We start from the raw sequence: 15872 nt of genomic DNA on the forward strand, positions 1-15872 counted from the left end.
CATTTAAGTCACAATGTTTACTTTTTCGTATCTTTGCAGCTTGATAATGAACAAGAAAGTTGCTTTTTATACCTTAGGCTGTAAGCTGAATTATTCAGAATCGTCAGCAATGGGACGCCTGTTTACACAGGCCGGGTACCAGATTGTAGAATTTACCGACATTCCCGATGTATACGTAATTAATACCTGTTCGGTAACTGAAAATGCAGATAAGAAGTGTAAGAAAATTGTTAAAGAGGCACTTAAAATATCCCCTGATGCTTATGTAACTATTGTAGGTTGCTATGCGCAGTTGAAACCACAAGAAATAGCTGAAATACCAGGTGTGGATATGGTGTTAGGCGCTGCTGAAAAGTTTCAGCTAGTTGATTATATCACCGACTTAACTAAGCAACCAAAAACGCTGGTGTATAACCAGCCGGTTTCTGAAGCTAACCAGTTTGTAGCTTCTTATTCCATTGGCGATCGTACCCGTACATTCTTGAAAGTGCAGGATGGGTGTGATTACTCTTGTTCATTTTGTACTATTCCACTAGCTCGTGGCGGCAGCCGAAGCGACACTATTGAACATGCCATAGCCCAAGCCAAGCAAATAGCAGCCTCAGGCGTTAAAGAAATTGTGTTAACCGGTGTAAACTTAGGCGATTTTGGTATCCGCAATGGTGAACGGCAAGACAAGTTTGTTGACTTAGTGAAAGCACTGGACAGGGTAGAAGGTATAGATCGTATTCGTATTTCATCTATTGAACCAAACTTACTTACGGATGAGATCATTGAGTTTGTGGCATCATCTCAACGGTTTGTGCCGCATTTCCATATTCCCCTTCAATCGGGCTCAAATAAAATTCTGGGTTTAATGCGACGTCGGTACCGCAGAGAATTGTATGCCGATCGGGTAGCAAAAATAAAACAGTTAATGCCTGATTGTTGCATTGGTGTAGATGTGATTGTTGGTTTTCCAGGTGAAACTCGCGAAGATTTTTTGGATACCTACAATTTTCTGAATGAATTAAATATATCTTACTTGCACGTATTTACATATTCTGAACGTGAAAATACATTAGCTGCCGAGATGGAGGGCACTGTACCTGGTTCTACTCGTGCTGACCGTAGTAAGATGTTACATATTCTTTCAGATAAAAAGCGTCGGGCCTTTTATGCAACCCAAATAGGTGAAGATAGCGAAGTATTGTTTGAAGGTGATAATAAAGACGGCTATATGCATGGCTTCACCCGTAACTACGTTAAAGTGAAAGCCAAGTATGATCCTGTTCTGGTTAACGAACTAAAAACGGTGAAGTTAACAGCTGTAGGCTCTGATGGCGACGTTGAAATTACTGAGAGCGAAGAAATATTAGTTCATTAACTTTATATTCGCTGCAAAAAAATACCTGATGTTTCCAACCATTACCCATCTTATCCAATACCTGTTTGGTATTCACATTCCGCTGCCGATACAAACATTTGGTTTTTTTGTAGGCTTAGCTTTCATAGCGGCTTACTGGGCCTTTGTGCAGGAGTTTAAACGCAAAGAACGTTTAGGCTATGTACATCCTTTTCAATCAACAGTTACCGTGGGACAAGGGCCTACTGCTGTCGATTTGTTAGGCAATGCGGTATTTGGATTTATTGTTGGTTACAAAATACTAGATCTGATTTTAAACTATAGTGCTTTTACCAGCAATCCGCAGGAGTATATTTTATCTACACGGGGCAATTTCCTGGGTGGTATTATCGGCGCTGCTGCTATTGCTTACTGGGCTTATTACGAAAAGAAAAAGCAGCAGCTAGCTGAACCTGTACAACAGAAAATTACCGTACATCCTTACGAGCTGATGGGCAACATTTTAATATGGGCTGCAGTGTGGGGGTTTATTGGTGCTAAAGTATTTAATGCATTGGAAAACTGGGATGAGTTTATGCGCAATCCAGTTGACATGCTGATAGGTTTTAGTGGTTTAACCTTCTATGGTGGCTTGATTTGTGGTGGTGCAGCTGTTTTATACATTGCCAACAAACATGGGGTTAAGCCTTTAACTATGCTGGATATTGGTGGCCCGGGCATGATGCTTTCTTACGGCGTAGGCCGTATAGGTTGCCAGATGGCTGGTGATGGTGATTGGGGTATTACTAATTTAGCGCCCAAACCTAGCTGGTTAAGCTGGGCACCCGATTGGATGTGGGCGTTTAAATACCCGCATAATGTAAATGAAGTAGGCGTAGCTATTCCAGGTTGCCTAGGTAAATACTGTGCTGAGTTGCAATCCCCTGTTTATCCAACACCTTTTTACGAGTGTGTAGTTTGTATATTGCTGTTCCTGTTTCTATGGAGCATCCGGAATCGTATTAAAACACCGGGCATGATGTTTGGAATTTATCTGATTCTGAATGGTATTGAACGCTTCTTTGTGGAGTTAATACGCGTAAATACTCGTTATCATATTGGTAGTTTATCTTTTACTCAGGCCGAACTTATATCTCTATGTTTAGTTCTAGCTGGTATTATCCTGATTGTATCCGTATCGGCTAAGTCCAAAACCACTGCCTTGAATAATGAATAATGTTCATCCAAGTAAACCTTTTTTCGACAACAAGTTTGTTCGGTTTATTTTTTCTGCAGGGTCGGGGTTCTTGGTTGATGTATTATCCTTTTATATTTTTTATCATAACCTGTTTGTACAAAAAGATTATACTATATTTTCGGCAACCATCAGCAACTACACGCTGTCGTTTACTATTTCGTTCTTTTTAGGGGTTCTGGTTAATTTTATAATTACTCGCTATTTAGTATTTTCCGAATCTACCTTACCGCCGGCTAAGCAGTTTCTTCGCTTCTTTTCGGTAGCTTTTATAGGGTACTTCGCCAATTTAGGCGTACTACATGTATTTATCAAATACCTGCATTTATATCCGCCTGTAGCGCGGCCATTAGCAGCATTAAGCTTGTTTTTTGCCAGCTACTTTGTGCATAAATTATTTTCCTTTAATCTATCATTACGTCATCATGCTCGAACAAATCACCCTTCAGGTAACTGAAATAGCTCGCCAAGCAGGCGCATTTATCCGGCAAGAACGCCAGAACTTTAATCCAAAAAAGATTGAGTACAAGGGCTTGAATGATCTGGTATCTTATGTAGATAAAACGGCTGAACAACAAATTGTAGCAGCACTTCAAAAAGTATTACCTGAAGCTGGCTTTATTACTGAAGAGAAAACCACTACTAAAATAGGTGAACGTTACAACTGGATTATTGACCCATTGGACGGAACTACTAATTTTATACATGGCTTACCAGTATTTTCGGTAAGTATAGGTTTACAGGAAAATGATCAGTTAGTAGCAGGTGTAGTATATGAAGTAAATCAGGACGAGTGTTTTTATGCTTGTTCCGATACACCCGCTTACTTGAATGGTAAAGAGATTAAAGTGAGCCAAGCACCTACTATTGCTGATAGCCTGATTGCAACTGGCTTTCCCTATTACGACTTTAGTAAACAACCACAGTACATTGACTTATTTGCCGATTTAATGCGTAATTGTCACGGCCTGCGCCGTTTAGGGTCGGCAGCTGTTGATTTGGTTTATACTGCCTGTGGTCGGTTTGATGCTTATTACGAATACAACTTGAACCCTTGGGATGTAGCGGGCGGTATTGTAATTTTAAGGCAAGCAGGTGGTCATGCAGTTAATTATAGTGGCGGTCAGGAATGCATGAATACTCGTGAGTTACTAGCTACTAATGGGAAACTAACACAAGAGTTGCTGAATAAAATACAACAGTATTTTGTAAAGTAAATCAACCTTACTAAACAAGTCTTTCCAATAAAAAGGGTCTGCATAAATTATATGCAGACCCTTTTTTTTTATGTTAATAGAAGCTATATTACATTGCTTCTGAAACTACTTCCTGAACTTCAGGAACCATACGTTTCAATAAGTTCTCTATACCCGCTTTAAGCGTAATGGTAGAAGATGGGCAACCACTGCATGAACCACGCAGTTCTACAGTAACGATGCCCTCATTGAATGATTTATAGCTAATAGCGCCGCCGTCTTGTTCAACAGCAGGGCGTACATAATCGTGCAGTATTTGTTGAATTTTTACTTCAGCATCAGTGCCTTCAAAAGAAACTTCTTCCTGAGCTTCTTCCTGAACTTTTAAGTCAGCTTCTACTGCACCTTTTACAAACTCTTTTAATATAGATTCAATATCATCCCAGTCAGTACCTTCAGTTTTGGTGATAGTAACAAAGTTGCTGGCGAAGAATACGCCATTTACAAACGAGAATTTATATAGTTCCTTAGCAAAAGGAGATTGTTCAGCACTTTCTTTAGTTGCATAATCTACACTACCATTAATCAGGAGCTTATTTACAATAAACTTCATGGTGGCCGGGTTTGGCGTAGATTCGGTATATACGTTAATGTTCATGGCTATGCATTTTGAGTGTAAACAAATTTAAGCACCATTTTGATTTATTTATACAGCAACTATGGTTATGACCTATACATGACTTATATACCTGTATAATTAAACGGTGTAATTTGCCGTAATTGTTGCTTAACATCTTCACTTACCTGCAATGTGTCAACAAATGTGGCTATACTTTCTGCATTAATTTGCTGGTTGGTACGGGTTAACTCTTTTAAAGCCTCATAAGGATTGGGATAGTCTTCACGGCGCAATATGGTTTGTATAGCTTCGGCTACTACAGCCCAGTTACTTTCTAAATCATGTTGTATAACTGATTCGTTCAGCAATAATTTATTTAACCCTCTTAAGGTTGATTTAATGGCAATAAGGGTATGCGCAAAAGGTACACCGATGTTGCGTAATACTGTTGAGTCGGTTAAATCACGTTGTAAACGTGATACTGGAAGTTTAGCTGCTAAGTGTTCAAATAAAGCATTAGCAATGCCCACATTGCCCTCTGAATTTTCAAAATCAATCGGGTTTACTTTATGCGGCATGGCCGATGAACCTACTTCACCAGCTTTAATTTTCTGCTTAAAATAATTCATGGAAATGTACGTCCACATGTCGCGATCCAAATCCATAATAATATTGTTAATGCGTTTTAAGGCATCGCATTGAGCAGCAAAATTATCGTAATGCTCTATTTGCGTGGTACGTTGTGAACGTTTTAAACCTAAAATTTCATTTACAAAGTGATTGCCAAAAGCTTGCCAGTTGATATCCGGATATGCTACATGATGTGCATTAAAGTTGCCGGTAGCGCCGCCAAACTTAGCTGAATGTGGTACAGTTTGTAATAAGCTAAGTTGGTTTTCTAGCCTTTCAATAAATACCTCAATTTCTTTACCTAGCCGGGTAGGTGAGGCTGGCTGCCCATGCGTGTGGGCCAACAAAGGTATTTGCTGCCATTCTCCAGCATAATTTTTTAAATTGTTAACTAATTCTTGAATAGCAGGATAATAAACCTCCTGTAATGCTAATTTGAATGAATAGGGTATAGCCGTGTTGTTAATATCTTGTGAGGTAAGGCCAAAATGAATAAACTCTTTGTAAGCTTGTAAATTTAATGCATCAAACTTTTGCTTAATAAAGTACTCTACAGCCTTTACATCATGGTTGGTGGTTTTCTCAATAGTTTTAATGCTTTCCGCATCCTGTTCAGAAAAGTTCTGATAAATATCACGAAGTTGGCTGAACAAAGTAGGATTAAAGTCTTTAAGCTGAGGCAGAGGATGTTTGCATAAAGCAATAAAATATTCAACTTCTACAAAAACCCGGTATTTGATTAAAGCAAATTCGGAAAAATATCCGGCTAGTGCGGCTGTAGTATTGTGGTAACGACCATCAACCGGTGATATGGCCGAAAGAGAAGTAAGCGTCATATAGAGAAACATTAATTTGCGCAAAGTTAACAAAGTAGTGCAAATTAGTGTTGATCATAGCTGTAAACACAAAAAGCTGCCTGAAGTGACAGACAGCTTTTTAAAAGAATCAACTTATGTTATGATTTGAATTTATCCAATATCCCTTTAACATGTAGTTGGTCAACCAGCTTGTTTAGTTTTCTTTCATGTTTGCCACCCGCATCCAGTGCATCATAGGCAAAGCCTGCTGCCAGTGCATATACGGCATGGTGCAAAGCATCAACAGCCAAGGTTTTAGGTTCTTGCTCGGTAGCTGGTGGAGCAGCATCGTATTTAGGTAACATGATCAGTTCGGTAGCCCAAATAGCACCGAAATGCACTAACGTAGCTGGTAAACCTTTTAAACCTAGCAATCCTAATAAGCCGCGTGCAACACCCCACGAGGTACCGTAGGCAAAATGCACTTCCATGCCTACTTTTTCTTTCTTGTCTTCAGAAGTAGGTTGTACACCGGTTACTTCCGATGCTACTTTAACCGGAGCTTCGCTGGGACCGCGTTTGGTAATCTGCATTTCTATCATTTGTGATAGCGTTATAGCTGCTGTACCAGCCAACCCGGCAAGTAGGCCTTTGCCTAAGGCACTGCCTAATTCACCTAAAATGTTTTCTTCTTTTACTTTCATAAATAGATGTAGTTTATCTGATTTAAACAATAAACAACAATAATTGGTTTGATAAATATTCTGTAAAACAGAATGTTAGCTTTTGTGTAACAATAGGTACTTATATAAAGCATTTAATTATGGCACTCAAATTAACAAAGCCGTTCTGGCAAGCCGTGGGAGTAGGTACATTAGCTGGTTTTCGCTCAACAGCAGCACCGGCGGTAACCAGCCACATTTTAAGTCATCATCCTTCTAATGCACTTAAAGGCACACATTGGCAATACATGCAGTCTAACAAAGTAGCTACCGTGTTAAAGCTGTTAACATTAACCGAAGTAGTAGGTGATAAATTGCCCAATACACCTAACCGTATAGTACTACAAGGTATTAGCGCACGCATGCTGATGGGCGCATTGTCTGGAGCAAGCATTTACAAAGCCAGCGGGCATAAAGCTTACTTGGGCGCACTTATCGGTGGCAGTGCAGCTGTGCTTTCTACCTTTGGTAGTTTTTACCTGCGTAAGTCTGTCGTAAAGAATACAAAAATAATTGATCCAATAATTGGAGGTATTGAAGATGCTTTGGTTGCTGGCAGTAGTATAGGTTTAGCAAAAGTTGCTTAAATATTTGTATTTGGAATATCGGGCTTTGTTTGAGAAACAAAGCCCGATATTTCAGTACGGAACTTGGGTAAGCTATTGGGATGATTCCTTTGTACGTAGTTCACCATGTTTTCCCGAATATAACAGCGTAAGTCAAAAGCCTCAGATGAATTGCGGGCACTTACCAGCATCCGAATTTCAATAGTATGTTCTTTGCTATCTGTAATTTGTAAGGCTTTCACTCGTTGGTCCCACAATGGCGTAGCTTGCATTAATCGTTCAAATTCTAGTCTGAGATCATTTACAGGCGTATTGTAATCCAGGTAAAGGAAAACGCTTCCAACAATTTCGGCTGATATGCGGGTCCAGTTCTGAAAAGGTTTTTGAATAAAGTAGTTGATAGGTAAAATTAAGCGGCGCTGATCCCATAAGCGCATTACTACGTAGGTAAGCGTTATATCTTCAACGCGGCCCCATTCACCTTCGGCTACCAGTACATCATCAATACGAATAGGTTGGGTAAAAGCAATTTGAAAGCCAGCTAGTAAATTGCCTAATGAGTTTTGAGCTGCAAAGCCAATTATGATACCACCTACACCTACACCGGTAAGTAAACCGGTGCCGATTTCACGCAAACTTTTGAAGCTAAGCAGAATTAAAGCAATGGTCACAAATATGATAACTGCAATTAATAACTTACGGATAAATTGTAGTTGAGTACGTACCTTTCGTTCTTTTAAATTATCGGTTTTATCTAAACTATAAACGTGATATACATAGTCTTCAAATACTTTAATGGCACTAATAAGTACACTGGCGAATGACAAACTTAAAGCTATTCCAAAAATATGTTCAAGCGGCCGGTGAAATGACGCTTGTAAACGCAATAATGGTATAGCTAGGTTTAACATTACTAACGGGATGAAGTAAGATAGTGGTACTCCCAAGTGGAATACCATAGAACGGAATAAGGAGTAATCTCCTTCTTGCCGGGCGTAATATTTAAATAGTCGGGTAACTATAAATTTTATAACCAGACCAATAATAATGGTAATTACCACGATAGAGATGTTCCAGAGCCAGCTTGGCAACTGTTGTGACCAGCTTAATATATCAGGTGGTAATGAAGTTTGTATAAACAGTAGCATATTTAAATTGATAGAATATACTACTTAATACAGTAAATGTTTGTGCATGATGCTTAAAGAACAAGTTACGTATGTGTCGAGCTTTTTATAAAGCAATATATTTTATGAGCCAGCGTTTATGTTTTCATACATTAAATGTACTTGGTTTACTATCTGTAATACAGGCGTAAAACCCAGTTGGTGTAAGTTATACATGCTGTAATAAGCAGTCTCTTTGTCCGAGATTAATTAGTAATAATTTACTACAATATAGATTATTAAAGGTACTTCTTAAAGTTAGAGGTGATTGTTTTAGAGTGATTGAAACCGGCTGAGAATATTTTTCAGCCGGTTTTTTTATGTGAGTACTTATTCTTCTATTATTTAAGTAGGGTTACTGTAAATGTGTTTCAACCATTACACTTCCGGTTAAAACTTTATGTATAGGACAGGCATCTGCAATTTGCTCCAATCGTTTTAGTTGATCTTCTGTCAAATTACCTTTAATTGTCAAGTTTCTTTCAATTAAGTAGCCACCAGTTATTGAGTACATGGCCAAATCTACTTGTATTTCATCTACTGGCCAGCCTTTGCGATCAATGTACATGCGCAAGGTGATAATGGTACAGCTGCCCAAACTGCTTACCAATAAGCCAAAAGGGTTCATGCCAGCATCAGTTCCCTGCATTTCTGCAGGTTCATCAACTACAATAGTGTGTTTGCCGCTACCTGCTGTAGTGTGATAATGTTCGCGGCCAATATGGGCAAAGCCTTTGGTTATAAGTTTTTTCTGTAAGTCCATCTGGTATCAGTGATAGTTGCAACAGCAAGTATATATAATGCTGTAAGCAACATTTGTTGCAGCCATGCTGTTTGTTTATGCTAACCTATTAATAAAAATCATAACAACGGCGTGAACCCTGAAACTTATGATCTTCGTTACGTGATGGTGTAGTAGTTTCATAACTTAAGCTGCCTTCGGTAGTACCACTGGTGTTGCTGTAGTTTAATTTAGAAGTAGGGGCATCATGACTAATACCAAAACGTATTTTTTCAGCACCCTCTTTGTTGATGAACAAGTCAAATATGAATGAAACAACAAAAGCACTCGGCCCATCAGTACCACCATTACGATACCATACACCGGCATTAACGCCCCGTCTTTTATACTGTACCCCAGCATTAATGGAGCTGGCAGAACCTTGTTTATATAGCACAACCGAAGGGATAAAATACGAATCATTGTCATCACCATTGCTGTACCGGTTGGTGTTGATACGGTAGCTAACATGAGCAGTAGCACGCATAGGCAGTTTGGAGGGTGTACCAGTAAATGAATCATTAGGGCGGTTAATATGTTGCAAAGCCGAGCCTACCATAAATTCGCCTACTACTAAATTTACACCAGCGCCAGAATCAAAATAAAATCGATTGTTTAGTTGACCCAAATCGGCAGCTGATACAGAACCTGGAATATAACCTAATGTTGGGTCAATCTGATCGCCAAATACCAATTTGCCGCGGTCGATACTACGATTGCTGATACCAGCTTGCAAACCGAAGGATAATACATAATTATCAGACCCTACACTGTATGAATAAATACCTGCCAGATTATTACGCACAAAGTAGGCTGTACCTTCGTTAGCTCTTGTAAAGAGCAGACCCACACCACCACCAAATTTCGGGATGTTATAATCGGCTGAAGCAGTGATGTAGGATAAGGAACCTGGTACAGATGTCCACTGGCTACGGTAAATCAGGTTCATCCTAAAATCTGCATCAAACTGCCCGTTCAGGGCAGGGTTCAAATATACAGGTGAGTTAAAAAATTGCGAATACATATGATCCTGAGCCTGGCTTACACCGGCATAAATCAGCATCCACATGAGCAGGTAGCGTAAATATTTCATGTTTACTTAGCTTATCTTATTAAATGTATAGCTCCGGTTCGTTTAGGTGATGAGTTATCGTAAGTCATGCCTTTCCAGGAAGAACCATTAATAAACTCTGCTTCAATCTGCCAGATGTACACGCCTTGTGGTACGGCAGCGCCTTTGTATGTGCCATCCCAACCTTCCATTGGTGCGCCTTTGCTGTCCAGCTTAGTGGTTTCCCAAATCAGCTGACCGTAGTTGTTGAAAATGCGCATATGCCATGCACTTAACCCTGAACCTTTAGCTTTAAACGTTTGCAATTCCAACATGCTGCTAGATGGTTCAAAAGCATTCGGCACGTATAATTGCCCTGGTACACCATTGATGCGTACATAGCGAACCTTGGTAGTACCGCAATATTTATTAATAGCGGTTAATGTTACTTTATATAAGCCAGTGTCGGAATATAGGTGAATTGGGTTTTGCAAAGTAGAAGTGTTCGGGTGAGACGCTGAAGCTTTAGGGTCGCCGAAGTTCCATTGCCACGCAACAGGATTGTTCTTGGTCAGGTCTTTAAAGGTAAATTCATAATTTGGATATGAGATTACACTATCGGGCTCAGCTTTGAAATCGGCTAATGCTGGTGCATTTACTATAACCTGCTGCGTAGTAAAACTACTGCAACCAGTGCTTCTGCTGGTAGCAGTTAAGGTTACTGTGTAAGGCGATTTGGTATAATCATACGTATGTGCTGCCGGTGTGCGTAAGGTTGATGTGTTCGGATTATCAGTTGTAGCATTAGCATCACCGAAATCCCAAGCATAAATTAAATCGTTTGATTGTGTACTGGTGTTTTCAGGCGTGTTATTGGTAAAGGTCACATTAGATTTGTTACAGGTATTCTGATTATCTATTGTGAAAGCAGGAGCAGGGCTGGCGTTAACGGTAATAGTTATTGCATCCGATGGCGCATTTTGAGAACAATCGTTAGATGCATATAACACTACATGGTAAACCCCTGCGGTAGTAAAGGTATGCGTGTATGGATTAGTATCTGTGGCAGATGTTTTAGTGCCATCGTTCCAATCGTACACGTATGAGGTAGCCCCTTGGCTAGTGTTCTGGAAACTAACCGTTAGCGGAGCACATCCTGTTCTTTCAGCATTAGGCGCTGTTGCCAAGCCCGGGAACAAGGAACGCGGTGATACCTGTATGGCTATAGGCGTACTTTTACCGGTTGCACATTCACTGGTAGCTTCCAGGTAGATCGAGTAATTGCCTGAGTTCGGAATTGTGATTTGCTGTGACGATTTATCAGAAATGGTTATTGGTGTTAGTACATCAATACCGCTTGCATTTACCACATGGTAAGTGTAGCTGGTGTTGGTACCGGGTGATATATTATCAACCGTGAACGTTAGTGGCGCACAGCCTGTAGTGGTACTAGGTGATAGCCGGGCTATAGGAATGGCTGGCTTAACTGTAATAACCTGAGGTGTAGTAGTGTTGTTGCCACAGGTGGTAATAGCAGTTAATACTACGTTGTAAGTAACATCTTTACCATCGGTACCGGCGGTGTAAGTTACCGGGGCAGGCTGCACCTCGTTCGAAGTTTGACCATTACCAAAATCCCAGTGGTAAGTAGCGCCGCCTATAGGTGAAGATGTGTTGGTGAACTGTACTGTTACGCTACCGCAGCCTTTGGTAACGCTTGGCACAAAGCTGGCCGTTACATTTTTGGTGGTGGTAAAGGTATGGGTAAACACTGCTGGCTCACAACCAAATTTGCTGGCAACTTCCAACTTAATTTCTACCGACTGGCCATCACTGGCAATGGTATAGCCCGGGAAGGTAACGCCTGTACCAATTTGTACGCCATTAGCATACCAAGTGTATAGCCCGTTACGGTCAGGATAATCGATAGCCACAATGTTTTGAGAGGTAAGTGCGAAGGGCACGCAACCTACATCGGTAGTCCAGTTAACTACTGCTTTCGCATCTGGGTTAACGGTTATAGTTATGATATTGCTGATATTGCTTTGCTCACCTGTACATACTACAGTGCTTACAATACGACGATACTGCACAGAGTTAATAAGCACCGGTGTAGTATAATTCAGATCGGTAGCACCACTGATGTTAGCCCAGGTTGCACCGCCATCAGTACTACTTTGCCATTGGTAAATAAAGTTACCATCGGCACCTGTTGGGGTACTGCCTGTAAGCTGACCAGCGGTATGGTTAACGCATATCGTAGTTTGATCTGCAGTAATGATATTATTACTGATAGCCGCCAGAGTGTTTACACGCACTACGTTACTTTTATCATCAGTACAAGTAGCTGAGTTTACTGAACGGCGGAAGTAGATGCTTTGCGTTACCTGTACAATCAAGTTACTGTTGGTCTGATTTGAAAGTGGAGTCCAGCTAATATTATCTAAGCTGCTTTCCCACAAGTAGGTGTAAGCTCCGCTACCACCGGTTGGGTTACTGCCCGTAATGTTGATAGTTTGCCCTGCACAAGTAGTTTGATCGTTCAGCGTAATGGTGTTGTTGCTGATAGGTGGATTAACAGTAACAGTTACCTCATCGTATTTAGGACCACAAGGCGATACGCCGTTTATAGTCCATCTAAAAGTATAAACTTGCCCAGCTCTTAAGCCGCTAACGGTAGTATTAGGCTGGCTGGCATCGTCAAATGTTACGCCTGATTGGCCAGAAACTAAGGTCCAGGCGCCTGAAAAAGGTGTTGTTACGTTATTCCCAGCTAATTGATAGGTGCTTTGATTACACAAAACAGCATCATCGCCGGCAGCAGCATCTGGTGTTGCAGGCTGCACCGTGATGGTGATAGTTTCTGACGAACCCGCACAATTGTCGGCTGATGCTGTATTAATTGGTGTAATGGTATACGTTACCGTACCAGCTGTAGTGCTGCTATTTACCAGTACATCATTTATCGAAGTGTTGCTGGTAGGTGTAGTTTGGCTCATAGCACCAGTGATGCTGCCGTTCGCAACAGCAGTCCAGGTATATTGGGTACTACTTACCGAAGAAGCTAAGGTAATACCTGCTGGCTGGCCGCTGCACAGGGTGTTATTGGCTGGTCCAGTTACAGTAAGCACTGGTTTCGGATTAACAGTAACTACCAAGTTAAATGGTGTACCATCACAATTGTTGGCGCGAGGAGTAATCTGGTAAGTTACCGTTCCGGAAGTGGTAGATGATGAGTTGGTTAATAAATCATTAATATCACCCGAACCAGATGCGGTATAGCCACTTACGCTATTAGAGTGATCTGTCACTGTCCAGGTAAATATACTACCATCAACATTTGAAGTAGGTGTATAAGTAACGGTGTTACCGGTACAAATAGTTTTAGTAGTGGTGCTGGTACCTGTATTAGCTGGATTAATCGTTAGCGTTAAATAATCGTTTATGGTAGCACAATCCCCCGGTAGCGAAGTATTGATTGTTAAAGTTAATTTTACATTACCTGCACTCTTATCCGCTGCGCTAGGTGTATAAATCGGGTTTAAGATAGAACTGTTAGAGAAAGAACCGCTACCACTTGTACTCCAATTTAGTGAATTATAGCTGCCATCCACACTACCATTTAACTGTACAGTTAAGTTATCAGCCGGACATACCGTTTGATCACCACCCGGGTGAACAGTTGGTGCTTCTTTAAAGGTAATGTTCTGCGTGTTTGAGGTTACCTGGCCGCAATCATTTTTTTGAGATACTGTTACTGAATAAGTGCCATAACTAGAGAATAAGATATGGGGATACTTGCTGTTTGCTGCTGTTCCATCTGCAAACGTGACTGGTTGCATATTACCATCTGCAGCGGTAACTTGCCAGTGATAAGTGTTTTCGTTCTCATTACTTGTACCGGTTAGCTTCGTGTAAGTTTGGTTATTTGCATCATCATCAAACTTTAATGTACGACCCGTGCCGCATAAAGAAAAGTCTGCTGATAAAACTGCCACAGGCGCATTACTTACCTTAATAGTTTGTGGTGCACTGTTTGCCGGATCGCAGGTACTATTATCAATCTGTAATACCACATTGTAAACGCCTGGTGTTGTAAACTGAAACTGCGGTGTAGTACTGTTGGCATTGGTGCCATTAGCAAAAAGTACTCCATCTGAAGGTGTTACCGTCCAGGTATACTTTATGGGCATGTCCGGGCAGTTTGTCATGATAACGGATTTGTCAACTGGGGTTACTACACCCTGTTCAAGACAAACATTGGCAGGTATGGTAAAATCAGGTTTGGGTGCATCAGTAACGCAAACTGCTTTTGATGCATCAGCCGCAGTACAGGCACTTTGCGTACTAGTTAAACGTAAAGATACATTATAGTTACCTGCTCTCGGGAATGTGTAGGTAAATGGTGCACCTACAGGAACGTTTGATGGGCCTACAGCCACTCCATCTACATACCATTGGTAAGTAGCACTTACGTTTTCGCAAGAAGTAGCGCCAGTAGCCGGATTTGTAATCTGACCGGCATATGAAGTGTTAAAGAATGTTACGGGTACACCTGTACAAGCCCTGTTCGGACCACTAATAATATTTTTAGGTGGTGATAATACAGCCTGATCTCCACTTAGTGTTTTAGACTGGTCAGGACAGTAAGGTGGTGATACTGTAAATGAAATAGTGAACTTATTAGTAATCTGACCTTGTGCGTTTTTAGAACCGCATGAAGACACACCATAGCTGTGTGTTAATACACCATTGTTAGCTTTAATTTGGTAAAAAGTTAAATCAGTTTTTGATTCATCACCCCAGTCAATGGTATACAGCGTTCCTGGGAAGTTAGTTTGTAAGCCCCCATTACCAGCTAAATTTGCGCTATAACTTACTGTAGCATTCTGGTTACCCTGCAAACAAATGGTTGATGAATTCTGTGTTTGAAAGCTATTACTGATGTTGTTGTTTATCAACAAATAAGCCTTTGTACCAACAATGTTGTTGTTAATGGCTTTAACATAAATGGTATAGTTGCTGTTACGAGCTGTGAAATCATACCCGATATTGCTTAAGGGAATGTTGTTGGCGCTCGTAGCTGTTTGGTTTAAATCATCATAAAATGTAGCTGTTGCTGTTGCACCAGTGCTGGATGCATTGGTAAAGCTAAACTTGTAATTATCTTGCGGAAAACAAGTACCAAATATTTCCGGATAAGATTGGTTAATTACAGCAGGTGAAGTGGTTCCGGCCTGTACACCTATACCAGCATTTATTGTAAAAGCACTTGAAGGTGAGCTGGTAGTAACGGGTTGGGTTGTTTTTATGCGTAGCTGGTAATTGGTACCTGGTGCAAGTCCACTAGGTAATATACCATTTACAAAGGTGGCATAAAAGCCACTGTACGAACCAATTTTGGTTTCGTTAGTAAAGCTGCCGTTTGCATCTGATAGGTATAAATCAAACGAATTATTACGTACCGAGATGTTTCCGCCATCGTCGTTAACCGTAATTAGTGCAGTTATGGTTGAGCCGGGCGCATAAGGCCCTGCATCCACTGTACGTATGTTTACGGTTTGTGCAGTTGCAGCAAATCCTAAAAAACACACTAAAAAGGCCGTGAAAAAACCGGAAATAGTTTTTGTAGAAATTTTATTCATTCAAAAAGCAACTAGGGGGAATCGACAAATATTCACTGCATGGTTATACGGCTTAAGCTGAATATCGGTTATAGCTATATTGCAGAAAAGTATTGTTTTGCTTTAAGAAGGTTAATTGAA

12 protein-coding genes are annotated in these 15872 nt (G+C 40.6%); 5 read left to right on the forward strand and 7 right to left on the reverse strand.

What is annotated here, in order from left to right; translation table 11 throughout:
* Positions 1 to 46 precede the first annotated feature (46 nt).
* From mtaB to HH214_RS19350, 4 genes are read left to right on the forward strand one after another with little or no spacing between them, the layout of a single operon-like run.
* Positions 47 to 1366, forward strand: coding sequence for a tRNA (N(6)-L-threonylcarbamoyladenosine(37)-C(2))-methylthiotransferase MtaB (mtaB, locus tag HH214_RS19335; RefSeq protein WP_169610441.1), 1320 nt, complete (start codon positions 47 to 49; stop codon positions 1364 to 1366).
* A 28-nt stretch (positions 1367 to 1394) separates the two neighbouring features.
* Positions 1395 to 2561, forward strand: coding sequence for a prolipoprotein diacylglyceryl transferase (locus HH214_RS19340; RefSeq protein WP_169610443.1), 1167 nt, complete (start codon positions 1395 to 1397; stop codon positions 2559 to 2561).
* A complete protein-coding gene (locus tag HH214_RS19345; RefSeq protein ID WP_169610445.1) occupies positions 2554 to 3036 on the forward strand; it encodes a GtrA family protein in 483 nt (160 codons plus the stop codon). Before HH214_RS19340 ends, HH214_RS19345 begins: the two co-directional genes overlap by 8 nt.
* Complete coding sequence (locus HH214_RS19350; protein ID WP_169610447.1) at positions 3005 to 3796, forward strand: inositol monophosphatase family protein; 792 nt, start codon at positions 3005 to 3007, stop codon at positions 3794 to 3796. Before HH214_RS19345 ends, HH214_RS19350 begins: the two co-directional genes overlap by 32 nt.
* 88 nt (positions 3797 to 3884) lie before the next feature.
* Here HH214_RS19350 and HH214_RS19355 read toward each other — a convergent pair whose 3' ends face one another.
* From HH214_RS19355 to HH214_RS19365, 3 genes are all read right to left on the reverse strand, one after another.
* Positions 3885 to 4433 (reverse strand): NifU family protein, encoded by a 549-nt coding sequence (locus HH214_RS19355; RefSeq protein WP_169610449.1) that lies wholly within the window; start codon positions 4431 to 4433, stop codon positions 3885 to 3887.
* An 83-nt stretch (positions 4434 to 4516) separates the two neighbouring features.
* On the reverse strand, positions 4517 to 5860 hold the full coding sequence (gene purB, locus HH214_RS19360; RefSeq protein ID WP_169610450.1) for an adenylosuccinate lyase: 1344 nt from the start codon (positions 5858 to 5860) through the stop codon (positions 4517 to 4519).
* A gap of 119 nt (positions 5861 to 5979) precedes the next feature.
* Entirely contained in the window at positions 5980 to 6525 is a 546-nt protein-coding gene (locus tag HH214_RS19365; protein ID WP_169610452.1) for a hypothetical protein, read from the reverse strand.
* Between the two features lie 119 nt (positions 6526 to 6644).
* Between HH214_RS19365 and HH214_RS19370 the strand changes: the two genes are divergently transcribed.
* Positions 6645 to 7130 (forward strand): DUF4126 family protein, encoded by a 486-nt coding sequence (locus HH214_RS19370; protein WP_169610454.1) that lies wholly within the window; start codon positions 6645 to 6647, stop codon positions 7128 to 7130.
* Here the strand turns inward: HH214_RS19370 and HH214_RS19375 are convergent.
* From HH214_RS19375 to HH214_RS19390, 4 genes are all read right to left on the reverse strand, one after another.
* On the reverse strand, positions 7127 to 8257 hold the full coding sequence (locus HH214_RS19375; protein ID WP_169610456.1) for a mechanosensitive ion channel family protein: 1131 nt from the start codon (positions 8255 to 8257) through the stop codon (positions 7127 to 7129). The genes HH214_RS19370 and HH214_RS19375 overlap by 4 nt on opposite strands.
* A gap of 373 nt (positions 8258 to 8630) precedes the next feature.
* Positions 8631 to 9038, reverse strand: a complete 408-nt coding sequence (locus tag HH214_RS19380) for an OsmC family protein (protein WP_169610458.1) — start codon at positions 9036 to 9038, stop codon at positions 8631 to 8633.
* 88 nt (positions 9039 to 9126) lie between these two features.
* Complete coding sequence (locus HH214_RS19385; protein WP_169610460.1) at positions 9127 to 10149, reverse strand: PorP/SprF family type IX secretion system membrane protein; 1023 nt, start codon at positions 10147 to 10149, stop codon at positions 9127 to 9129.
* A gap of 11 nt (positions 10150 to 10160) precedes the next feature.
* Complete coding sequence (locus HH214_RS19390) at positions 10161 to 15752, reverse strand: PKD domain-containing protein (RefSeq protein WP_169610462.1); 5592 nt, start codon at positions 15750 to 15752, stop codon at positions 10161 to 10163.
* Between the last annotated feature and the right edge of the window lie 120 nt (positions 15753 to 15872).

This window comes from Mucilaginibacter robiniae, from assembly GCF_012849215.1.
GTDB lineage: Bacteria > Bacteroidota > Bacteroidia > Sphingobacteriales > Sphingobacteriaceae > Mucilaginibacter > Mucilaginibacter robiniae.